Source organism: Rhizobium sp. P40RR-XXII (assembly GCF_012641405.1).
GTDB lineage: Bacteria > Pseudomonadota > Alphaproteobacteria > Rhizobiales > Rhizobiaceae > Rhizobium.
The window spans coordinates 57,860-77,960 of sequence record NZ_JABAII010000016.1 but is presented as its reverse complement, the minus strand read 5'-3'; the positions used below and the strand labels follow the sequence as shown (position 1 = coordinate 77,960).

The 20,101-nt window shown below is 57.0% G+C and carries 36 protein-coding genes; 16 read left to right on the top strand and 20 right to left on the bottom strand.

What is annotated here, in order from left to right; all coding sequences use genetic code 11:
• Window positions 1-375: 375 nt before the first annotated feature.
• From HGP16_RS25430 to HGP16_RS25345, 19 genes are all read right to left on the bottom strand, one after another.
• Window positions 376-1,020: a hypothetical protein gene (locus tag HGP16_RS25430; protein WP_168842770.1), complete on the bottom strand. Its 645-nt coding sequence runs from the start codon at window positions 1,018-1,020 to the stop codon at window positions 376-378.
• Window positions 1,017-1,466 carry a hypothetical protein gene (locus HGP16_RS25425; RefSeq protein WP_168842769.1) on the bottom strand — a complete coding sequence of 150 codons (450 nt, stop codon included), beginning with the start codon at window positions 1,464-1,466 and terminating at the stop codon, window positions 1,017-1,019. The genes HGP16_RS25430 and HGP16_RS25425 overlap by 4 nt, the downstream gene beginning before the upstream one ends.
• The gene (locus HGP16_RS25420; RefSeq protein WP_168842768.1) at window positions 1,463-2,065 is read right to left on the bottom strand and encodes a hypothetical protein; all 603 of its coding nucleotides are present in this window, start codon (window positions 2,063-2,065) and stop codon (window positions 1,463-1,465) included. The genes HGP16_RS25425 and HGP16_RS25420 overlap by 4 nt, the downstream gene beginning before the upstream one ends.
• A complete protein-coding gene (locus HGP16_RS25415; protein WP_168842767.1) occupies window positions 2,062-2,364 on the bottom strand; it encodes a hypothetical protein in 303 nt (100 codons plus the stop codon). The genes HGP16_RS25420 and HGP16_RS25415 overlap by 4 nt, the downstream gene beginning before the upstream one ends.
• Window positions 2,361-2,888 (bottom strand): VUT family protein, encoded by a 528-nt coding sequence (locus HGP16_RS25410; RefSeq protein WP_168842766.1) that lies wholly within the window; start codon window positions 2,886-2,888, stop codon window positions 2,361-2,363. The genes HGP16_RS25415 and HGP16_RS25410 overlap by 4 nt, the downstream gene beginning before the upstream one ends.
• Window positions 2,881-3,474, bottom strand: a complete 594-nt coding sequence (locus HGP16_RS25405; protein ID WP_168842765.1) for a hypothetical protein — start codon at window positions 3,472-3,474, stop codon at window positions 2,881-2,883. The genes HGP16_RS25410 and HGP16_RS25405 overlap by 8 nt, the downstream gene beginning before the upstream one ends.
• The gene (locus tag HGP16_RS25400) at window positions 3,474-4,934 is read right to left on the bottom strand and encodes a DnaB-like helicase C-terminal domain-containing protein (protein ID WP_168842764.1); all 1,461 of its coding nucleotides are present in this window, start codon (window positions 4,932-4,934) and stop codon (window positions 3,474-3,476) included. Before HGP16_RS25400 ends, HGP16_RS25405 begins: the two co-directional genes overlap by 1 nt.
• Window positions 4,931-6,151, bottom strand: a complete 1,221-nt coding sequence (locus HGP16_RS25395; protein ID WP_168842763.1) for a DNA-methyltransferase — start codon at window positions 6,149-6,151, stop codon at window positions 4,931-4,933. The genes HGP16_RS25400 and HGP16_RS25395 overlap by 4 nt, the downstream gene beginning before the upstream one ends.
• Complete coding sequence (locus tag HGP16_RS25390) at window positions 6,148-6,756, bottom strand: crossover junction endodeoxyribonuclease RuvC (protein WP_168842762.1); 609 nt, start codon at window positions 6,754-6,756, stop codon at window positions 6,148-6,150. Before HGP16_RS25390 ends, HGP16_RS25395 begins: the two co-directional genes overlap by 4 nt.
• Window positions 6,753-6,959 (bottom strand): hypothetical protein, encoded by a 207-nt coding sequence (locus HGP16_RS25385; protein WP_168842761.1) that lies wholly within the window; start codon window positions 6,957-6,959, stop codon window positions 6,753-6,755. The genes HGP16_RS25390 and HGP16_RS25385 overlap by 4 nt, the downstream gene beginning before the upstream one ends.
• An 88-nt stretch (window positions 6,960-7,047) precedes the next feature.
• Window positions 7,048-7,611, bottom strand: coding sequence for a hypothetical protein (locus HGP16_RS25380; protein WP_168842760.1), 564 nt, complete (start codon window positions 7,609-7,611; stop codon window positions 7,048-7,050).
• Window positions 7,601-7,960, bottom strand: coding sequence for a hypothetical protein (locus HGP16_RS25375; protein ID WP_168842759.1), 360 nt, complete (start codon window positions 7,958-7,960; stop codon window positions 7,601-7,603). Before HGP16_RS25375 ends, HGP16_RS25380 begins: the two co-directional genes overlap by 11 nt.
• 86 nt (window positions 7,961-8,046) lie before the next feature.
• Window positions 8,047-8,421, bottom strand: a complete 375-nt coding sequence (locus HGP16_RS25370) for a hypothetical protein (RefSeq protein WP_168842758.1) — start codon at window positions 8,419-8,421, stop codon at window positions 8,047-8,049.
• A 57-nt stretch (window positions 8,422-8,478) separates the two neighbouring features.
• Entirely contained in the window at window positions 8,479-8,751 is a 273-nt protein-coding gene (locus tag HGP16_RS25365; protein ID WP_168842757.1) for a hypothetical protein, read from the bottom strand.
• Entirely contained in the window at window positions 8,751-8,960 is a 210-nt protein-coding gene (locus HGP16_RS25360) for a hypothetical protein (RefSeq protein ID WP_168842756.1), read from the bottom strand. Before HGP16_RS25360 ends, HGP16_RS25365 begins: the two co-directional genes overlap by 1 nt.
• Entirely contained in the window at window positions 8,957-9,085 is a 129-nt protein-coding gene (locus HGP16_RS34445; RefSeq protein WP_281408253.1) for a hypothetical protein, read from the bottom strand. The genes HGP16_RS25360 and HGP16_RS34445 overlap by 4 nt, the downstream gene beginning before the upstream one ends.
• Window positions 9,082-9,363, bottom strand: coding sequence for a hypothetical protein (locus HGP16_RS25355; RefSeq protein ID WP_168842755.1), 282 nt, complete (start codon window positions 9,361-9,363; stop codon window positions 9,082-9,084). Before HGP16_RS25355 ends, HGP16_RS34445 begins: the two co-directional genes overlap by 4 nt.
• Window positions 9,364-9,462: 99 nt before the next feature.
• Window positions 9,463-9,960, bottom strand: a complete 498-nt coding sequence (locus HGP16_RS25350; RefSeq protein WP_168842754.1) for a hypothetical protein — start codon at window positions 9,958-9,960, stop codon at window positions 9,463-9,465.
• A complete protein-coding gene (locus HGP16_RS25345; protein WP_168842753.1) occupies window positions 9,957-10,169 on the bottom strand; it encodes a helix-turn-helix transcriptional regulator in 213 nt (70 codons plus the stop codon). The genes HGP16_RS25350 and HGP16_RS25345 overlap by 4 nt, the downstream gene beginning before the upstream one ends.
• A 92-nt stretch (window positions 10,170-10,261) precedes the next feature.
• Between HGP16_RS25345 and HGP16_RS25340 the strand changes: the two genes are divergently transcribed.
• Window positions 10,262-10,933 (top strand): helix-turn-helix transcriptional regulator, encoded by a 672-nt coding sequence (locus HGP16_RS25340; protein WP_168842752.1) that lies wholly within the window; start codon window positions 10,262-10,264, stop codon window positions 10,931-10,933.
• Window positions 10,934-11,075: 142 nt separating this feature from the next.
• On the opposite strand, the gene HGP16_RS25335 is transcribed toward HGP16_RS25340, so the two are convergent.
• On the bottom strand, window positions 11,076-11,438 hold the full coding sequence (locus HGP16_RS25335) for a helix-turn-helix domain-containing protein (protein WP_168842751.1): 363 nt from the start codon (window positions 11,436-11,438) through the stop codon (window positions 11,076-11,078).
• 218 nt (window positions 11,439-11,656) lie between these two features.
• Here HGP16_RS25335 and HGP16_RS25330 point away from each other — a divergent pair, with 218 nt between their 5' ends.
• From HGP16_RS25330 to HGP16_RS25265, 15 genes are all read left to right on the top strand, one after another.
• A complete protein-coding gene (locus HGP16_RS25330; protein WP_168842750.1) occupies window positions 11,657-12,073 on the top strand; it encodes a hypothetical protein in 417 nt (138 codons plus the stop codon).
• Between the two features lie 39 nt (window positions 12,074-12,112).
• On the top strand, window positions 12,113-12,454 hold the full coding sequence (locus HGP16_RS25325) for a hypothetical protein (RefSeq protein ID WP_168842749.1): 342 nt from the start codon (window positions 12,113-12,115) through the stop codon (window positions 12,452-12,454).
• Between the two features lie 6 nt (window positions 12,455-12,460).
• On the top strand, window positions 12,461-12,715 hold the full coding sequence (locus HGP16_RS25320) for a hypothetical protein (RefSeq protein ID WP_168842748.1): 255 nt from the start codon (window positions 12,461-12,463) through the stop codon (window positions 12,713-12,715).
• A complete protein-coding gene (locus HGP16_RS25315) occupies window positions 12,708-13,181 on the top strand; it encodes a hypothetical protein (RefSeq protein ID WP_168842747.1) in 474 nt (157 codons plus the stop codon). The genes HGP16_RS25320 and HGP16_RS25315 overlap by 8 nt, the downstream gene beginning before the upstream one ends.
• 90 nt (window positions 13,182-13,271) lie before the next feature.
• Window positions 13,272-14,156, top strand: coding sequence for an ERF family protein (locus HGP16_RS25310; protein WP_168842746.1), 885 nt, complete (start codon window positions 13,272-13,274; stop codon window positions 14,154-14,156).
• Entirely contained in the window at window positions 14,153-14,767 is a 615-nt protein-coding gene (locus HGP16_RS25305) for a lambda exonuclease family protein (RefSeq protein WP_168842745.1), read from the top strand. Before HGP16_RS25310 ends, HGP16_RS25305 begins: the two co-directional genes overlap by 4 nt.
• Window positions 14,767-15,456, top strand: a complete 690-nt coding sequence (locus HGP16_RS25300; RefSeq protein ID WP_168842744.1) for an exonuclease domain-containing protein — start codon at window positions 14,767-14,769, stop codon at window positions 15,454-15,456. The genes HGP16_RS25305 and HGP16_RS25300 overlap by 1 nt, the downstream gene beginning before the upstream one ends.
• 3 nt (window positions 15,457-15,459) lie before the next feature.
• The gene (locus HGP16_RS25295; RefSeq protein WP_168842743.1) at window positions 15,460-16,221 is read left to right on the top strand and encodes a hypothetical protein; all 762 of its coding nucleotides are present in this window, start codon (window positions 15,460-15,462) and stop codon (window positions 16,219-16,221) included.
• Window positions 16,218-17,009: a recombination protein NinB gene (locus tag HGP16_RS25290; protein ID WP_168842742.1), complete on the top strand. Its 792-nt coding sequence runs from the start codon at window positions 16,218-16,220 to the stop codon at window positions 17,007-17,009. The genes HGP16_RS25295 and HGP16_RS25290 overlap by 4 nt, the downstream gene beginning before the upstream one ends.
• A complete protein-coding gene (locus HGP16_RS34440) occupies window positions 17,002-17,130 on the top strand; it encodes a hypothetical protein (protein ID WP_281408252.1) in 129 nt (42 codons plus the stop codon). The genes HGP16_RS25290 and HGP16_RS34440 overlap by 8 nt, the downstream gene beginning before the upstream one ends.
• A gap of 1 nt (window position 17,131) precedes the next feature.
• Window positions 17,132-17,488: a hypothetical protein gene (locus HGP16_RS25285; protein ID WP_168842741.1), complete on the top strand. Its 357-nt coding sequence runs from the start codon at window positions 17,132-17,134 to the stop codon at window positions 17,486-17,488.
• Window positions 17,481-18,338: a hypothetical protein gene (locus HGP16_RS25280; protein ID WP_168842740.1), complete on the top strand. Its 858-nt coding sequence runs from the start codon at window positions 17,481-17,483 to the stop codon at window positions 18,336-18,338. The genes HGP16_RS25285 and HGP16_RS25280 overlap by 8 nt, the downstream gene beginning before the upstream one ends.
• Complete coding sequence (locus HGP16_RS25275; protein ID WP_168842739.1) at window positions 18,335-18,691, top strand: hypothetical protein; 357 nt, start codon at window positions 18,335-18,337, stop codon at window positions 18,689-18,691. Before HGP16_RS25280 ends, HGP16_RS25275 begins: the two co-directional genes overlap by 4 nt.
• On the top strand, window positions 18,688-19,077 hold the full coding sequence (locus HGP16_RS25270) for an HNH endonuclease (RefSeq protein ID WP_168842738.1): 390 nt from the start codon (window positions 18,688-18,690) through the stop codon (window positions 19,075-19,077). Before HGP16_RS25275 ends, HGP16_RS25270 begins: the two co-directional genes overlap by 4 nt.
• The gene (locus HGP16_RS25265) at window positions 19,074-20,096 is read left to right on the top strand and encodes a hypothetical protein (protein WP_168842737.1); all 1,023 of its coding nucleotides are present in this window, start codon (window positions 19,074-19,076) and stop codon (window positions 20,094-20,096) included. The genes HGP16_RS25270 and HGP16_RS25265 overlap by 4 nt, the downstream gene beginning before the upstream one ends.
• The last annotated feature ends 5 nt before the right edge of the window (window positions 20,097-20,101 follow it).

The window sequence follows — 20,101 nt, the reverse complement described above, 5'->3', positions numbered from 1 at the left end:
AGGCAAGCTTTCACCTCGTAGGAGCTCTTAGCGCACGGTTCACGCTTTCAGAGGGCCAAACTTGCAACCTTCCCGATCTCGTTGCCTTTCGGCGAATCATGATGGTGATAACGCGCCGCACCGCATTCAGGCCGAAGCCTTGGATCTGGGTTTATCTTACCGCCGCCATCGCGACGCCAACTCGATTCGGCAGTTGTCGGCCTAGTGACAAATGTCACACTCTGCTTCTCGCTATATCCTGGCTGCCGCTAGCGAGCAACTGATCACGATGGCAGAGATTGGCTCCAAGGGCCTTGGCCGACGGGCCTTGGCGGCATCACCCTCAGGTGGCCAAGGCTCCTCATAGGTCGGGGCGCGTCGGCTTCCCCTCGTATTCTATGCCGCCTGCCGTCTGCGCTTCTCAGCGTCACGTTGCCGGCGCTTCTGGTTTTGCTTTTCTGCCCAGTCGAACCGCTCAAGCGTTCTATCGAAATCACAGGCCATCGGCTTCGCGCCGTCTGCCATCCATGATGTCGCTTCTTCTCCGATGTTGACGTTTTTATAGCCGTTTTCGGCCGTATCGGGCAACAGGCTCGATATATCAATTTCGTTATGCTGCGTCGTCTTTCGGCTCAAAAACAGCATAATTCGCAATATGGCCCGTTCTTTTCTGCGCCGACCTGTCTCAGGATGGATGCCTCTGGCCTTGCACCAGTCCTTGAAGATGTACCTCGACGCCATGCAGCGGGCCCATGAGGTGAGACATAAGCGCTCCTCCTCATCAGGGACGTGAGACAGCCATGCAAGTGTTTCCTCGGCTTCGGTGATCTCCCACGGCCTCGGCGAACGGTTGATGGAATTCCAGAAGGCTTGCCGTTCTGCAGCAAGTCTTTCCGATCCCCAGCCGTTCTTATCGGCCTGAGTGTACGGGATCGCTATCCAGGATGATCCACCACCGCTCGGAGACCCCGAATACAAGCCTTCCATGATCTGAACGGCTCGGATAAATCGTTCTCCAATTTCACGCCCTGTGAACATCATGCAGTTATCCTTCCGTCAAAAAGCTCGCCTTGAGGTTCGCCGAATACTCTGCACGCACGCTCCCATATAAGCCCTGTGAGCGCTGCTCGCTTGTTTGTGATGCCGTCCAGGCCCATGCACCAATATTGTAGCAGGCCAACCGGTACGGCGTCATAGAAGGCAAGGAAGCGCGATACATCGTTGTTCATGATATTCGGATAGTTCTTCCTGAATGCCAAGACGATATCACTGGTTGCCCATAGTCCCGTTTCGTCGAGTGCGGCGGCATTGTTTGCACAATCTGCCAAGGCCATGACGACGAATCTTGCATGATCTGAGCCGTGTCGCTTTGCTATCCTGTGAAGAGTAGCAACCGCCCTCGTCTCCCCAACAGCCGGCACGACATTTGCGGGGACGATGCGAATGTCAAATTCCTGAAAGATCGCCTCCGCATCTGGGTATTTCATATACCGACATCCCTCCATGTCCGACCGGTCGCGATGGAACATATCGTCGCGCGGCTCACGCCATATTCCGCGGCGAGATCCTTCTGCAGTTCGTCATACTGTGCGCAGCGATGCTTGATCGCGCGAACTTGCTGCTCTGTCAGTTTGGCATTGTGCTTTGGAGCCTCATAGGAACGGTTCAAGCAGCCGAGGATGACGGTGTGGTCACGTTTGAAGAGCAGCCCAAGGCGCACGCTGGAGAGGTTTGGATATCGGTCAGCCGTCTCCATGATCATTGACCGGCGAATACGCATCCACTCTATTCTACGGCGGTCTGCCACCAAATCATCGTAGGTTATGCCAATCAGGAAGCATGAGGCGCGGATGAAATCGATCGGCGCAGTGCTTTCGGCTTGGGTCACCTGCCAAGCATGGAAGAGACGGACGTGGAAGTTTGCGTCCTCGCGCACATGGATTATCCTAGGCGCCGGAAAACTCTTCTTCGGCATTTTAGTGGCAATGACGCGCTGTTGGGTCTTGCGCATCTGCAGGACAATTGCAGCGTAGGCCACAACCATTTCGGCGCCGGTGGCATAAATCTTTGCGTCGACTTGCATCATGCTGGCATCCTCCGCCGCTCGACCTCGATCACCTTGCCGCCGCCACGGAAGAGTTTCTCAGCCGCCGCGCGCTGCACCTTCTTCGGCGTGGCCGTGTCGAAGGTTGCCGACCCGATCGGGCTATTGAGGTAGGCCTTGAAGGCTTCGCCGGCGGCTTCCCTGGCCTCTGCGGCCGTCGCAAAGATGATGTCGTGGGCACCATCGCGAAGGACGAAGTTTTTCGAGTGGTGGACCATCCGATAGAAGGCGATGAAGCCGCCACGCACGGGCATGCTGCCAAAGTCGAATTTGTTGCTCATGCTGCAATCCTTTGAGGACGGACAAACCAAAGGAAGGGCAGCGCGATGAGCGTCATCCACAGTTTGCCGACGATCTGCCCTTCGATAAATTCGAGCGAGCCGAAGGCGATCCAGAGGAACACGGCACTGTCTACTATGGCACCGGCAATGCCGCTAAGCAGGACGGCCAGCCAAAGGCGGCGCTCGCGCAGCGGGGCATAAACAGCCAGGTCGGCCAACTCGGCCAGCGTGAAAGCCAGAACGGACGCAATTAGTAGCGCAGGCGTAGCGAAGAGTGCCGATAGGATGCCGCCGATACCGATGGCAATCAGGGCGGCTTTGGCACCTCCCGCTTCATGGACCATGTCACGCAGCACGAGGGAAGCGCCGACGACAAGCACGCCGCTCGGAGCGGTGAGGCCAAAGCCAACCGGAAGCAGGCAAGGCCCGTTCGGGATGCAGAGGGTGCCGACATTGCCGATAAGCCAGTTGGCAAGCGGGATCGTAGCCGCAAAGGCTGCGGTCAGGGCGATCGTATTACGCATCGAGAAAGTCTCCTTGAAGGTGGCGGTCAGCAATCGCTTGCCGCATATGGGTGTATCGACCGATGCCGGTACCGTCGTAGCTATTGGCACCGAGCTTTTCGAAGTGCTTCATCCTCGGGGCTGTATTCACGCGACCTGCATGAACCCACTTCCCAAGAGCTTTCGCAGCCTTGATGAGGTGGATCGGATGCTGCGAGCATTTCCAATTCGTCGAGCCCCCTATGAAAATCGCGTCGATCTCATCCCAAGGCATTGGCAGGTTCTCCTGGCCGTCCTGGCACACGAATGCGACCGGCCAGCCTTTGAACAGTGGCTTGAAATGGTGAAAGAGTTCGGCAGTCCGTCGCGCGGAGCAAACGACGTCGGGCGCTGTAACAAAGAAGCAGTTATCGCGGTTTTGCTCTTCACGCTTCATCAGGCGGATGACCCCGTCCACATCGACCTCGTTGAAGCCTCCGTTGTCGATAGCGAACTTGTCAGCCCGAAGGGTGTAACTGGTTAGGGGAGTGAGCAACTGGCCGACCGGGCCGCCAATCTCCCTTGCGCACTGCTCCAGGTCCTGGCCGTTATCGAGAAGAGCTATCATCAGAACAACTCCGCCGTCCGCTCCGGCTGATTGGACCGGTACCGTGTGTATTCCGCTTCGAATTTCACCCGCTCGACGATGGAAGGATCACCGAAGCGAACCTTGATCGAAGCGAGCTCCGCAAGACCGTCGATGTCAGACCCGAAAACGGAGTTGATGATCTTCCAATCAGCCGCGGTTGCCGCGACCTTCTCCATTTCCTTTTTGTATTTCTCGGGACGGTAGAGGGTGAGGATCGCGTCATAGTCGGCGCGGGCGTTCTCGCCGCCGTACAGGTCTTTGGCGATCGGCCGCGGGTTCTGGCGCTTTCCACTTTCGCCGTTGCGCTGATTGAGCACGAGGACCGAGGCTCCGATTTCATCAGCCAAGGCCTTCAGTTCAACCGTTACGTCGCCGGAGATCCTGTCGGCGGAGAGCTTGTCATTCTTCGGCTTCACCTTGCCGATGTGGTCGAGAACGATGAACGGCGTCTTGCCGTTGGCGCGCTTCTTGATGAAACGTCGGGCATAGGCGACGAGCCTGTCGACTCCCTCGCGCTGGCATCGGATGATCTCAAAGGGCTGCTCATTGATCCATGTGGCGAAGCCCACGCACTTATCCTGCTCAGTCTGAGACATGTATCGCAGCGGCTCGCGTTGCTGACTGACGCTGATCTGGTGAACCTGGGCGATCATCTGCCGCACGCACTGTGCCGCCGACTGATCATAAGAAAGAAAAAGGACCGGGTGGCCCTCATAGACCGCATGATAGATAAGCTGCATCGTCAGGGACGATTTTCCCTCGCCCGACGATGAAAGCAGCCCATAGAGGTTCCCGGCCTCGAATACCGGCTCCGAAAGAACGCGGGCGATCTCCGGCAGAGCGATTGGCACACCCTTGACGCCATCACGACGGCTCGAGGCATTGAAGGCCGCTAGATATTGCGAGCCCGGCGACTTGACCGCCTTCGTGTCAGAGAAACGCGAGAGCATCTCTTTGAGGCGTTGTTCGATGCCTTCGATCTCCTCGCCGAGGGTTAGGAGTGAATGGCCTTCCTTCGCCAGTTCCCCAATGAAATCCGCTTCCCGAGACAACTGCCGGGACATCGACGCGCCCTTGACGATCTGAACCTTCGCGTCGAATTCCTGTGGGATCGTGTAAAAGCCTGACTTTTGGAGTTGATCGAGATATTTGGCGGGAGTGATTTCGAGGTTGGTTACCACCTTCGGCACGAAAGGCTTGAGCGTCGAGGCATCGGCTATCTGGTGGCCGGCGCAAAGCTGCTGGATTGCCGAATAGAACGTTTGGTGCAGCGGCTCGGAGAAATCCGTTGGCTCAAGGCCGCAGGAGGCCGCCAGGCTATTGTTGTTGAGGATGCCGGCGATAATGGCTTCCTCGGCGGCGAAGATATCGTCTGCGGAGATGCCATCGAGCAGACGCGTGTCGGAGGAGAAGTCGCGGCGATTAGGCATCTCGTTCATTTTGCGCTCCCAAACAACGGGCCGGCATCATCGTCTGCAAGACCGCGACGCTTGATGATTTCGCGCTTCTTCTCGTCTGGGCCGGACAGGCAAAGACGCATGCGCTCGGCGATGTCTTGCTGATATTCAGGCTCGCGCTCGATAAGGATGGCGTTGAAGCCTTCGCGCCAAGCCGCCTCACCCGTAGTTCCGGTACCGGCGAAGCAGTCTAGGACCGTGCCGCCCGGTGGCGTCACAAGACGAACGAGGTAGCGCATCAGATCGACCGGCTTTACGGTCGGATGTTTCGATCCGATGCGATCGTCCGCGTCCGCCTTGCTGGAATAGAAGAATCTTGCGGCCGATCCGCCACCATCACGAGGCTGGTAATCTTGCGTGCCGTTGACCTTAATTGATCCGTAGACGATGCCTTGCGAACGCTCCGTGTCCGAAGATGCCCGTTGCTGACCAGGAGCGTTCGGGAACGCACTGATAACCTCTTCGCTGCCATCGAGGATGAGATTGGCGGGCCACCGTCCATTCTGCGAACCAGTTTCGTATTCATCCTCGACGTTGCCGCCGTGATATCCGATTTCCGCACGGTTGATCCGTGAAGTGCTTTCTCCAGCCACTCTACATCCATCGATGTTGATTGCGCCGGTACCGTAGCGAAGGATGTTCAGCGTGCCATTGTCTTCACTGAAAGGCTTCTGGCCCATATAGATCGGCTCAATTGAAGGCTTGAGAGACTGCCCACCGTAGCGCCAGCCATCAACGTCGATGCCAGCAAACGGTCCATCGACGGCGCAGGCTTTGATCCTTGTGGCCTTCGGCATACCGGAGGCAAAGATCCAAGCGATCAACGGATGATTGATAAATCCAGCGTCCTCGATCGCAACTGACATGCGGCCGAAACCGCGCGTCGATGCAAAAGCGAGCAGATAGCCACCGGGTTTGAGGACACGCAGAACCTGCCGCCAGGTCTCAACCTGAAACGCAATATCGCCGCCGTCCCACTGCTTTCCCATAAAGCCTGCGGCAGAGCGCTTGAAGACGCCCGTGGCACCGCTCGCCTTCGTTTCCTTCGCGTCGTCGGATCCGAACCGCTCGACGATGCTGGTTAGATGGTATGGTGGATCACAAACCGCGCTATCGACACTGTTCTCCGGCATGGAAGCGAGAACCTCAAGGCAATCGCCGGAGTAGAGCGTCACGCGCCCGTCAAGGAATTGGATCATGCCGCCGCTCCCGCGCGCTCGTTGCGCTGCATCCGGAGATCCATAAGCGGCTGTTGGTACCGGCCGGCGTGGACTTTCATTTCTCTAACGCCCCAGCAGATCGCCAATGCGCAGGCCTCGGCGGCGTTATGGGCCAAAATCTTTTGCGTGGGGAGCTTGATGCCGATCAACTCGCATTGGCTGACAGCAGCGGCTTTCCAGTCCTTCTTCCCCTTGCTATCGAGCGGCGGTTTGAAGGTCTGTCCGTAGAAGCTCTTGCGCCAGGTTGCCGGCGGCAGAGTGCCATATGGGATACCGAAGTTGGCGATCGTCGAGACGATGGCTGTGGTACTAATCCACGGATATAACATCGCATCGGCGCTGGTGTTGCCGATCTTGGCAAGCGACTGCTCTTCGAGGACAACCCAATCCGGCTTGCCATGCTCGCGGATGAGCGCCGCAACCTTTAGCCCGATCTGATCGCCGGTATAATAGTGATCAGCCTTGTCGGGCATTTGGAAGACGCCGCATTTGACGCTGGAATAGTTACGGTCGATCTTCTGCAGTTCTGGCTCGAAGATGGCCCAACCGGTGGACTTGGAAGGATCGAAACCGAAAATCTTCATGCCGCCCTCCGAATGGGACGGCCACGGCGGCGCTCCTGATAGGAAACGACATCGACGCCTTGCAGGATGTCTCGCGTAAGTCCGCCTGATACTACCTTGTCGATGATAGCCTTGGCGAGAGCGGTAGCATTTACGCCGTAGAATGCGGCCTCGCTCTCCAATATCTCTTCCGTTTTTGCCTGTACCTTAACGTTCAAACTCATCTGTCCCTCGATGGAAGAAATCGCCGCCATTCGCGACGGCTAGTTGGGCGGCTCAAGCCTTGGGAGGAGAGCGAACCGCCGGGGAACGTCAGTTAGGCTTGCCGGTCGGCTGCGACATGGCGAACGGGTCAAAGCCAGACGCCGGCGGCGCTTCCTTCGTCGTCTCAGCTTCCATCTGTTTCAGGATGGCCGGGAGATCGGTCTCGTATTCCTTCTTTCCAGCGTCGTAGGATTCGAGGAACATCTTGTCGTCGGCGCTGCCGCCGTCGTAGCCCGATACCCGGTCCAGGCCGAGGAGACCGGCCTTGTAGCCCTTGGCTCGGATCATCCCTTCCTTGTCGACACGATCGACCTTGGCGAGGAGATCGCCTTTGGTGGATGGAATAAGCCCTAGCCATTCGAGGTTTTCGCGATCAGACCTAAGACGATCAACGGGCTTTTGATCATCCTCGCCCAAATGGGCCTTGATGTAGTGGTCAAATTTCTGACCGGTGAAAGTCGGGTCGGAAGCCTTGGCAACCTTGCGGTTGGCGGTTTTTCGGGCTGCGCTTTCCTTCTGGATGATCGCTTCAGCCAGTTCCTTGCGGAAATAATAGGCGAACAGCTTCTGCCGTTTGTCGTTGATTGCTTTCGTGCTTTCACTAGTTGCCATTTTTCAACGCCTCCTTGCGTTCCATGAGTTTGGCTTCCAGGGCTGCGATCTGCTGATCGAAAGACCAGACATCCATGATCTCGTCCTTGGCTTCCTCAGCATCGAGTTCTCCCTGCATTTCAGCGATTAGCCGTCGCAGTTGCACCTTGTAGGCCTCTCGAATGTTGATGGCTGTGTGCAGGCCCGTGGCCTTCGTATCGCCGTTGATAAGCCGGCGGAGAGTCCGCGACTGCATTCCACACTTGCGGGCGACAGAGGCCATAGCGCTCATACGGTCACCGGTAGTTCTGGAAACCCGGTCGACCATTCGGTCGATGGCGCTTCTGATATCGTCCACTGCAATTGTCATTTTTCGCCGTTTCGGAAACGTGGTCGGAAAAATCCGAAGGTTTCGGACAAAGAAAAAGGCGCCCGCTCGAGGCGCCCTATTTCAGCTCAGGTGCGATCCAGAGCCCGAATGAACGCGCGGAAGCCATCAACCAACGGGCGATAGAAATCCGCTTCCGGGCCGTCCAAGAGAGCGTCTGCTTTTGCGATGAGTTCATCGATGGTTCTGACTTCGATGCGGCCATATTTGACTCCTGATGCTTCCTCGATTGCCCGCAGTTCGTCTGCATCGATCGATACGCGCGGGTCGGCATACCAAACGTCTTTGGTGCGGGAGAAAGACCAGTTCATCCGACGTGCCGCCAGACGGATGCGATCCTTCACGTTGTGGCCGTCGGTCTTGGGTGCGACGTACCGTTGGAGAGCTTGTGCTGCGAAATCGACGCTAGACATTTCGGATTTTCCCAACTGCTTTTCGGACATTTTCGATTTTCCCTGTGCGACTAATCCGTTGTCGCGGCAGGGATGGTTTGAAAGGAACTAGCTCTCGGCGACCGGCGACAGCGCATAGAAAGCCTCAGGTGTTACGTCGGTGCGCACGGCCTGCCAGCCGGTACCGAGAAGCTCCTGATTGAGACGGTGAAATGAGATGCAAAGCAGCGTGAAAGACCTGAGCGGATCATCCCGCCAAGAAAGACCGATCAGGCCAGCGACTGTCTGCACTCGAAGTGAATATGGATATTTGGCGCGCAGAGCTTCGTAGAGACGGCTCTCGCGCGAATCCGATGGAGGAATGACGTTGATCTCAGCCATCACAGATCCTCCCAGAAGTGATCGTCATCGATGGAGCGAAGACGGAAATTGCGTGGGTCGCCTTCCGGGGCACCGATATCGGTCGGATCGGCGGTGCTGCCGTAAATCAGCCGAATGACCCACATCAGGAGCAACATGCAGACGATGGCGGCCAGGATGATCCCAAAGGCGCCGGCGCAGTATTGGAGGCCGAGGAGAACGTCGCTCATTGGCCGCGTCCCTCCTCACGGCTTATGCGGCCAGACATGCGGCACGCGCAGGCGCAAAGCGTCGTTGCGGCAAAGCCTATGATGATGACCGATGCGAGGGCGACTTCAAGGATGATCGCGGTCATGCCGGCACCTGCTCTTTCTGAGGGTTCAGCATGGCTTTGAATTGGCTGATGTCGATTTTGCGTTCCGAGACCGGGCGGAAATGCGTGCTCAGGAAGAGTGAAAACGGATCTAACTCGCAGAGCGCAATGAAGACGCCAGCGTCGTCGGCGCTGACCTTAGCCACCGTGTATACCTGCCCCATGACGGGCAGGTCAGTACGCATCTGGAAGCCTTCTTCGTCATTGAACCATGCGCTTTTCAGCGAAACGACCTTCTGCCCCACTTGGAAATGGTTCATGACGCCCTCCTCGGTCTTTCGGCCTGCTTACGATCTGCCGCGACGTTGCGCTCGACAGCGCGGCGTGCGACGGCATTTTCTGGTTCATCGGGAAATTCATCAGCGAAGCGCTGACGGAAGTCTTCGAGCCAGTCGTGGCCAACAGCTTCGCGCGGCTTCATGCTCCGCTCCCGCAATCGTCGAGATGGAAATGACCGGACGCCAGCGGTTCAACGCCATCGCGTTCGCGAGTCGGCTCTTAGCCTTCACTCCAGCGATTGCGCTGGCGTCCGATTGGTGGAGAGAGTCGGTTTCGAACCGCGCTTCTGGGTCACCATCGGTATGAAGGCCGACGGACAAGGGGCGTTCCCTCCCCGTCCCAAGCACCATGCCAGTCTCCCCGATCGCCATTTCCGGCGAGGTCTCAAAAGCTGGTATCTCGCACCAAGCGAGCAGCGACTTCGCATTTTCCGGGAAGCCGTTGAACCGGCCGTTCGGGCAATGCTTCGTCGGCTCAAGCCAGTTTGTGACGAAGACTTTGTCGCCGTCGCGCGTCGTGCGCATCAGGATCTGGCGATCGCGCGGCGTGGATGCAATGTCGAGCGACCAGAGGCTCATTGTGCAGCCTCAGAAATCGTCGAATACCAATCGTTGACCGATACCTTGCCGCCGGTGGCGACATGGATTTTCTGGATCATGTCCGGAGACGGGAAACGTTCACCGCGCACATACCGGTTGATCGTTGCCTGGGTAACGCCAACGGATTCGCCGAACGCAGCGTGCGAAACCTTGGGTTCCTGAGATTTGAGAAACTGTTCTAGGGTCATGACGGAACCATACCAAATTGGCATGATAACGCAAGCGAAAATATACCATTCCGGTTTTTGCGTTTTATTCCACCCCGGTATATTTTAAGAACATGAGCACTATCAAAGAGTTAAGAGAGAAGAAGGGGTTGAGCCAGCAGCAACTTGCTGACCTGGCAGGCACCTCGCAACCTCAGATCAAGCGGTTAGAGACTGGCGAGCGGAAACTCACCAAGGAGTGGGCCGAGCGCCTTGCGCCGCACCTCGACACTATCGCTCCGTCCCTGATGTTTGAGATGCCCAGCGCTGCGGCATCTCAGCCTGAATCCGGATCCGTTCATCCATTAGAACTTCCAAATGCCGAAATTCGCGGTAAAGTGGAGGGTGTAGGCCGCAAAATCCCAGTTTATGGACAAGCGGTGGGTGGATTAGACGGCGAGTTCATCATGAATGGCAGTATCCTGTACGAGGTCATGGCACCTCCCATTCTTTCGCACATCTCTGGAGCCTATGCGGTCCAGGTGTCAGGCGATTCCATGTACCCGAGATACGAGGACGGCGAGGTTTGCTTCGTCGATCCAAAGCGCAGGGTGAAGAAGGGGGATTACGTTATCGCCCAGATCCGCCTTGAAGAGCACGGGCCGTTGCTCGCCTACGTCAAGAAATTCGTTCGGCACAATGCCGCGGAATTGGTGCTTGAGCAGTTCAATCCAGTGAAAGAATTGCGGTTCGTGGCAGGCACGGTGGAGAGCGTTCACTATATCGCTTTGGCTGGTGCAGCATGAGACTGTCTCCCATCCCCTTCCAACAACTCCTCCCTCATAAGCCAAACTAAAAAAATATAACAATCCGCCTATATCAGCCCCCGCCTATATAGGGTTGCTCCCCAGCAACATAAAATAGGTTGCTGCCCAGCAACAATAACCGTCAAATCGGGAACGAAATTCGATAGACGTTCCCGCCTCGTTTCTGGCGGTCAACCTTCAAATATCCATCTTGCTCGAGCTGTGTCACCGCGCGGTTGACGCTCGTCCTTTCGCAGCCGACGCACTTGCAGATGTAGTGCATCCCGGCGAAGCAGAATGGTGTGCTTGGGGTCATGAACGATCCGATGAAGAGCACTGCACAACGCTGTATCGGCGTCAGGTGCTGCATCTGCGTTACGCGCCTTATCCAACGCCTCTGCATGGTCAGATACGCCCGCACATCTTCGGGCGGATAGCGCTCTGAAATCTCATCGAATCGTCTTGAGTGAAAACTGGCCGATACCGGCTTGGTCTGACTGGTCATGATTTTTTATACCAATCCGGTATTGACGTGTCCATACCAAATCGGTATTGTCATTTTCGTAGACAGCGACCACGAAGACGCCTCGGCAGATCTGGATCGCGGTGAAACGCAGAGTGACGCCCATTCCAACATGGAGGCCGTCATGTGAACAGCAGCTCGGAGATAGCGGCGGGGCCCGGGCCTCGAACAACCCCGCCGCGCTTATGAGGATGGCGAAAATGAATACGACCACGATCGACCGAATCAAGGCTTTGAAAGCTGGGGCAGATAGCTTCGCTAGCTTTCATGACCACTACTCCGAAAAGTATGCGGTGGATTCGCATTGCGACAAGAAGGGCTACGGCTTCAACAGAGATGACCGTTTTGCGGCGTTCAAGCTGACCATAAGCTTCGATAGTTGGGCCGGATATTACGGAAATTCTGGATGCAGCAGCATCCTAAGCGTGTCGGATCAAGACATTGCCAAGAAGGCGTTCATCGAAGCCCTGAATGTCAATCAGAAGCTGATCTTCGCGACCATGGCAAAGCTGATGACCGTCGAGGCCGAGAGCCTGACGGCTAAGGCCAAGAATGAGATCGCCGCGCTTCAAGCGCTAGTCGCGGAGTTCGACACCCCTGATCCGGTCGCGGCCTAACAACACCACCCCTTGATGCTCTGAATGGAGGATATCGAGATGACGACCGCAGCCCAACTCAACGCCGAAGCGATGCGCGAATACGTGAAGCTCCTCGACGATGTGATCCGCAAGGTCCGCGAACTGCACCGCGCCGGCAAGGAAGCCCCGAAGGCTTCGGCTCGCTATCTTGATTATCTCCGCCGTGCCCATGAGTTCCGTGAGGAAGCGAAGGCGCAGGGCTTCGGCGGCCCGCTATACACCATCGTCGAGCCCATGCCGTTCCATACCGGCTTGGTCGGCCTCACGACTGAACAGGTCCGTGAGCGCGAGTGGAAGGGCGTCTTCAACCATTTCCCGCCGGTTGCTCCGGCTTATCCCTACTCAGTTGCGGCGGAGTGATCAGCCATGATGAACACGTTTCAAATCGAGCATGCCATTGAGGCGACGCATCGCCTGAACCGGAAACTGATCGAGGCAGTTTCGCTCCCGATCAACTCCTCGGAACGCCGGAACCGTCTCGCGTCCTGCCAGGACAATCTTGAAACCTTGGTAGTCGCGATGGAGAGGGCTCTGATCGATCAGGACGAGGATACGCCTGCAGGCCGCTCATACGACACAGACGTTGCCATGGTGGCGGAAGTGACGGTGCATCATGTCTGAGGCAAAGCACACGAAAGGCGTATGGACAAGCGATAAGCGTTCTATGACAGGCGCTGTTTATGCAGGAGACGAGTTTATCGCCTCTGTTTATCCGAATGCTCCCGAAGGTTGGGATGGACGCTCCGAATATCATCGCATTGATGAAATGCGGGCCAATGCTCGCCTGATCGCTGCCGCTCCTGAACTGCTAGGAGCCCTCAGAGAGGCAACGTTATCTCTTGACGGCCTCGCCAAGGGAGAAGGCGTTTTCAAGCCAATTGAGCAGACGATAGTCTTGGCTAAAGCCGCAATCGCAAAGCGGAGGGCCGGTCATGACCGATATCCAAGCCCGCTTGGCGGACATCAACTCTCGCGCCCTCAAAGCCCAGCAGCAACGAGACCGCATATTCTGGCGCACCGTGACGGCCATTTGGCTGATCAGCCTCGGGATCGTCATCGCGTTTGTCTCGATCCCTATGGCGCGTGACGCCGATCGGAACTGGTCTCTTGCCCATCAGGAACAAGTCGCGTCTCGGCGCTGACAATCAATCAACATTTCGAAACAGGAGTGTCGACCATGGGTGACCTAATCGATCCGCCAGGAACTGAACAGCAGATTGGCACCCTCGCGCTCGGCGTGGTCGCCAAGGCGAAACAAGCAATGGAGGCGAATAAGATGGCAAACGCAGTTGAAATTCAGACCCCAAGTGATCGCATGCCGGTGGCTCCGTCATCTCTGACGCCCATGGAAATGCTTGATCGTGCTCTGTCACAGAATGCGCCGGTCGAGACGCTTACGAAGCTCATGGACCTGCACGAGCGTTGGGAGCGCAATCAGGCGCGGAAGGCGTTCGAAGACGCAATGGCAAACGCCAAGGCCGAAATCCCCGAGATCAAGAAGGGTCGTAAGGTCGATTTCACCACGGGGAAAGGCCGTACGAACTATCAATACGAAGACCTTGCCTCGATCATGAGCGTCGTCGCCCCGATCCTCTCCAAGTTCGGCCTGTCCGTTCGGTACCGCACAACCGCAGAACCGAACCAGCCGATCGTTGTCACCTGCATCGTTTCCCACCGCATGGGCCATAGCGAGGAAAACACCCTCATGGCCGGCAGGGACGAGAGCGGGAACAAGAACAGCATTCAGTCGATCGGTTCGACCGTCACATACCTGCAGCGCTATACGCTCAAGGCAGCCTTGGGCTTGGCAGCGGCTGCCGATGATGACGGCGCGAAGGCCGATGAGACCGAAGATCAGGCCAAGAAGATCACCGAGGCTCAAGCCTCCGTTATTCGAGATCTGATCGAGCAGGGCGAAGTCGATCCGGCCGTGTTCTGCGAACGTTGGCAGGTCGACGCTGTTACCGACATTCCGATGAGGCAGTTCAATGAAGTTGTCGGCTCTCTCCGCCAGCGGGTTGCCTATATCGCCAACCAGCGCAAGCAAGGGAGCGCCGCATGACGCTCCAGATCATTGATTGCGATCAGAACTCTCCGGAATGGCTCGCCGCCCGTATGGGTATCCCGACCGCCAGCAAGTTCGCGACGGTCATGGCGAAGGGAGAAGGCAAGATCCGCAGTAAGTACATGCGTGAGCTTGCCGCCGAGATATACACCGGAGAGCCGAATGTCTCTTTCTCCAACGGCCACATGGAACGCGGCCACGAAATGGAGGATGTAGCTCGGAGAGAGTACGCCTTCATCACGGGCAACGAGCCTATCCAGGTCGGTTTCATCCGCAACGGCCTGAAGGGCTCTAGCCCTGATAGCCTCATCGGCGACAACGGCGGCTTGGAGATCAAGACCGCTCTTCCTGAAATCCAGATAGACCGATTGGAACGCAACCGCCTGCCTCCGGAGCACGTCGCGCAGGTGCAGGGCAACCTCTGGGTCTCGGAACGGGAATGGTGGGATTTCGTCTCGTACTGGCCAAAGTTGCCTGTCCTGACCGTCCGCGTCTATCGGGACGAAGCTTACATCAAGACCATGTCCGATGAGATCGATCGCTTCAATGACGAGCTTGCAGAGCTTGTCGAGCGCATCCGCCGGTATGGGCAGAAGGAGGCAGCGTAATGCAGAAAATTCGGGTAGTTGATTTCGAGACCACCGGGTTTCCAGAAGATCAGGTTCGCGCCATCTGTGAAGTTGGATTCACCGATCTGTCCGCAGATTGGACGATAGGACCTACGACTAACTTTCTTGTTAATCCAGGACATCCCATCCCGCCGCAGACGCGAGCTGTTCACCATATATCTGATGCTGATGTGGTTGGCGCTGTGTCGCCTGACGTCGGCTTGCGGACGCTTATGGAAAGCATGGACGCGGCTGATGTATTCGCCGCCCATAATTGCAAGTTCGAACAAGCGTTCTTTGCCGGCGGCGGTCGGCGATGGATATGCACCATGCAGTGCGCCAAGCATCTCCTTCAAGACGCTCCGGGGTTCTCCAACCAAGTGCTCCGCTATTGGATGGGCCTCGACGAGCAGATGGATGACGTCAATCGAGCCATGCCCCCACACCGCGCCGGTCCTGATACCTACGTCACAGCGCTTATCCTGTCTCGCCTCCTCATGCTGGCGAACGTCGATGAGCTCGTCCGGTTGACGACGGCCCCGGTTCTTCTCCGCGATGTGACGTTCGGTAAGCACAAGGGTGCCAAGTGGGCCGATCTGCCGTGGGATTATCTGAATTGGGTTGCGAACAAATCCGATCTCGGTCCCGACGAGAAGCATACCGCACGCATTGCGATGCAGGGGAAGTAAGTGATGTTTCTATCTCGCTACAACGATCGCCCCTCTACCTTGAAGGTAGACCATGAGTTTACCAACAACGGTCGGAAGGGAACGGTTCACTCTCTGAACGATTTCGATATCACCGTCTGGGAAGACGGCGAGGTCACGGCGCAGCGCAAGTATTACGCTAAGACCGATCCAGGCAAGCACTTCCCGAATATGACTGTCTGTGATGGAGCGATCAACTTTCCGATCGAGGATCTTGTATCGTTCATCCTCGCGCGCATTTCGGCGGAAGAGCTGGCAGACGGCATCATGAGCGATGACGAGGCCCGCGCCGCCTTGGTTTACAAGATGGCCGAACGTTATGCATCTCCGGGGTTTGAGGACGTCGACCGCAGAGAATTCTTGACGAAGGTCCAAGTCCAAATCTATGCCAAGTCGATCGACCAGGCGATTGAGCGCCTGAACGCGCACGAAACCTCGCATCGTTCCAGGTCGGATTACTACCGGTGGAGAGACGTAGAGCTTGGCCATTACAAGGGCCTCTTCGAGCGTTACCGAGAGGCTTTGTACGAGCTTCGCGAAGCTGGGAAGCTGGATGACGAGGGCGTGCTCAACCGCACCAAGTATCTCACCACACCCGAGCAGCTGGACGCATACATCAGGGAAAACCGCGATCCCATCACCAAGGAGAGCGTCGGTCCGCAGTGGTATGAGAGCCGTGATTTCTGGCGAGCTGAACTTCTCAAATTCTTTCCGGAACCTGCGGTAGAAGAAGGCGGTGGCGCATGACCACCCGCCAGACCGTCACCATTCAAGGCCCAGAGGATCGGCAGAAGATCGCCACGTGGGCGCGCAACGTCGAAGCCGGGACCGTTGTCACCTTCCGAAAGAAAAGCCGCTCCAGCGAGCAATCTGCGAAGATGTGGGCCATGCTGGGCGAAGTATCAGATCAGGTCGAGTGGTACGGTCAGAAACTTGATGCTGAGGACTGGAAGGACGTTTTTACGGCTTCCCTCCGCCACGCTCGCGTCGTGCCAGGCATCGACAAGGGTACCTATGTCCCGCTCGGCATGCACACCTCGACGCTGACGATCGAGGAGATGAGCAACCTTATCGAGCTGATCTACGCCTTCGGTGCCGAGCACAACGTCATATTCAAAGAACCAAAGGAACAATCCGATTCCGGCTCGACGCCATCCGAGCCGGATACAGCGGACAGCGGTGCCCTTTCCGCTTCCGCAGCGTCCGACGATCCGCCCCCAACGTCGTCGGACGCTCCCCTTTCACAAGTCGATATGGATTGGTTGGCAACTGTCGCCAGGATGCTTTGGAGCGCCACCCACTGGACCGGCAACGCGGATGAAAACCTTGCGCTACTGAACAACCAGCGGATCGCCTGCAACGCTCTGGACGCCTCTCCTAGCCAAGCGGCGCGAGAAAAGGCCGGCTCGATCTATCGCGTCTGCAAGGATGCAGTTCTCTCAAACATTTATCCGCCTGATGCGCTGGAACTAGTCGCCACTCATGCCGGCTGCACGGAAAAACAAATAACCGAGATCGGAGCCTCACATGACTGACGTTACCGGCACCATCCCCACCGATACCGCCGAAATAGCATGCGCTATCGCCCTGCTCTTCCTTATCGGCGCGTCCGGTTTGGTGATCATGTCTTTCGTCTTCGAACGGATTGGTGGCTGAGATGCCGATCAGATCCGAGCGAAAATCTCTCTATCTGGGAGGCGGCACTCATTCGAAGGAATGGAAGGCTTTCCGGGCGTCGCTACTCGCCCGTGCTGGCAACCGCTGTGAAGGCACGCCGATGCATCCCGAGTGCCGTGCCGAGAACGGACAGCCTCACCCTATCACCGGAAGCAAGGTTGTTCTGACGATCGCCCACATGGATCACGACGAAAGCCATGCTGACCCGGAGCGTTGCCGAGCACTTTGCCAGAAATGTCATTTGAGCTGGGATGCCAAGCACCATGCCGCCAATGCGGCGCTTACCCGTCGCCGCAAGGCTCCACAGATCGACATGGAGGATTTCATCAATGGCTGAAGAGCTTGAACAGTGCGGCTTTGTCGGCAGATGTATGTCCGATCCCAGAAGCTATGCCAGCAGCATGAACCACTGGCGCGAGCCGACGGCGAAGGAGATTGCCGCTCGGGCCAATAGCGAATTGGAAGCAGCCCGGCAGAAGGATATCGACGCCCACGAGCGCAACCTTCCAAAGATCGAAATCAACCGCCAGCTTCGCGAGAAGATTGTCGCCATTATGAAAGAGGCCGGGATACCGGATTCCTACAGCGAGCGGGACATGAAAAGCCGCTCTCGCTTTCCGAAGAACATCCGGTACGATGCCGGATACCTGGGCGACCTGAACCGGAATGTTAAGATAACCGATGGCTTCGATGCGGCGACATGGACCTATAACAGCCTCAAGGCTCGCTATGACGAATATGCGAAACAGGCCGAACAGGAAGATGCAAGGCGGAAGGCGGATCAAGATCGCGAAGCTGCGGCTGCGCTTGAGAAGCGTCGCAACGACCTGAAGCTTGCCGAGATCATCATTCGCTATGGCTTGGATGAAGCTATCGATTGGGATGGCGCCCTAGCCGCCTTGCGGGAAAAAGATCAACGCCTTGATCTTGCTGCGGCCATGTACCAGACCAGAGGCGATTGGTCCGATGGCTACTATCGCGTTTCGGATGCGCTCGGAAGGTTTACGGTTGCGACGCCAGAAGATGCTGCGATCCAGACCGATATCCTATCCTGCTTCAATGACGATATCGACGGCCGCATCTTCCGCGATACGGCGTGGAATTATTCGCGCCTGTTCTCTGAAGCGGCTGATCAACAACTCTCCAAGGACGTTCAGACAGCCCTTTCGAATGTGAGGCTAGCATGACCGATATTGTTGATCGCCTCCGCTGGTGGGGCGCAAAAAAGCGCGCACCGAAGAGCATGCCAACCCTGCCGGTCGATTGCGCGGATGGTGCGGACGAGATTGAGCGCCTGCGCGCCAACATTGATCGCCTCACCGGCAACCCTGTCGATCATCGCTATTGGGAAGGCCGGTACCGAGATGAGAAATCGGAAAACGAGCGGCTGTTGAAGGCGCTTGAAGAAATTCGCGATGCTCACCCAACCGGTTCCAAATGGTCCCTGATGAGCGACGGGACATGGCGGGAAGCTCTTAGAGACCTTCAGCGGATCGCCCGGATGGCCGTTGCTGCCAACAGCGGAGGGGCAAACACATGACCCGCTCCATACCCGAATGGATTGCCAAGCACGATGATCAGAAGGTGCCGGATCGCGTGCGTCTTCGCATCTTCGACCGAGAGAACGGCATCTGCCATCTGACCGGCCGTAAGATCGATCCCGTCCGCGACGCGTGGGACCTTGATCATAGGGTCTCGCTCATCCTTGGCGGCGAGCACCGGGAGACAAACCTCTTCCCTGCTCTGAAAGAGCCGCATCGGAAAAAGACCGCGGCGGAGGTTGCTGTCAAATCGAAGATCGCCCGCACCCGAAAAAAGCATCTCGGCATCAAGCCCGAGAAGGCCGTCGGCTTCTCCAAGCGTTTCAAGCGTCTCTTCGATGGGACCGTCATCAACAGAGAGACAGGCGAGGTAATTTCCAAATGAACATGATCACACCCGAGATGATCGAAGCCGCCCGCCATGCATATTGGACGGAAATCCACCACGGAAGCGGCTATGGTGATGCGAAGCCATATGAAGCAGCGATAGCGGCCGCCCTCGCGCTCCTACCAGGCGAGCCGGACAGTCCGCCACTGATGGTTTCTTATCCCGTTCACCGGATCGCCCATAATCTTCTAGTTGCGCATACCGGAATGGAAGGAGGATGCCCGCAAGTTGATTGGTACAAGCTCCGTTCCGAAATTTCAGATGCGATTGCGATGGCACTCGACAATCAGCGTCGCCTTGATACTCCGCCTGCACCCGCGCCATGCGGTTGCCCAGATATCGGACACTGTGACGGGACTTGCGTAAATCGCCGATATGTTGATCGAGAAGTTAGCGACGGAAACCGTGATTTCGCGGCCCACTGCCAGCAGCTTATTGACCTGATCGACAACTACGACATTCGGCTCGGTGCGGCAGATGAAGATTTAGACCTTATCGAAGATATCCGCTCCGCTCTCTCATCTCCTGTAGAGAGAGGGACGGAGAAGGAGGATTGTGCCAGCATTTCTGCGTGCGGAAAGTTCGATATGACCGACGAGGAAATCCGAGACTGGATTCTGGGAATTAACTATGAACCGGCGAAGGCATCATTGCGTCACTATCTAGCGCTCCGCGCCCCCCCATCCCCCTCCGCAGAGATAGAGGCGGCACGCGAAGCAGAACGCGATCTATGCAATTCGATCGTTCGCAAGGCATGGGGCGACAATATCAGCATCGACGCCATGGCAGAGATAGAGGCGCTGCGGGTGGAGAACGGCGAACTCCGCAAGTTAGTCCGCTGGGCGCACGATACACTTTATGAGATCAATCCAAGCAACTATGACCATGACGAGGTTTGCAAACTCAACGACGCTTCGGTTGAGGTGATCCTTGGCTTAGCCCCGGCGCTCGGTGAAACTCATGGCAAGTCTGCCGAGTGGTGGACTGCCCGCGCCGCCCTCCAGCAGCAGGGGTAAGGCAA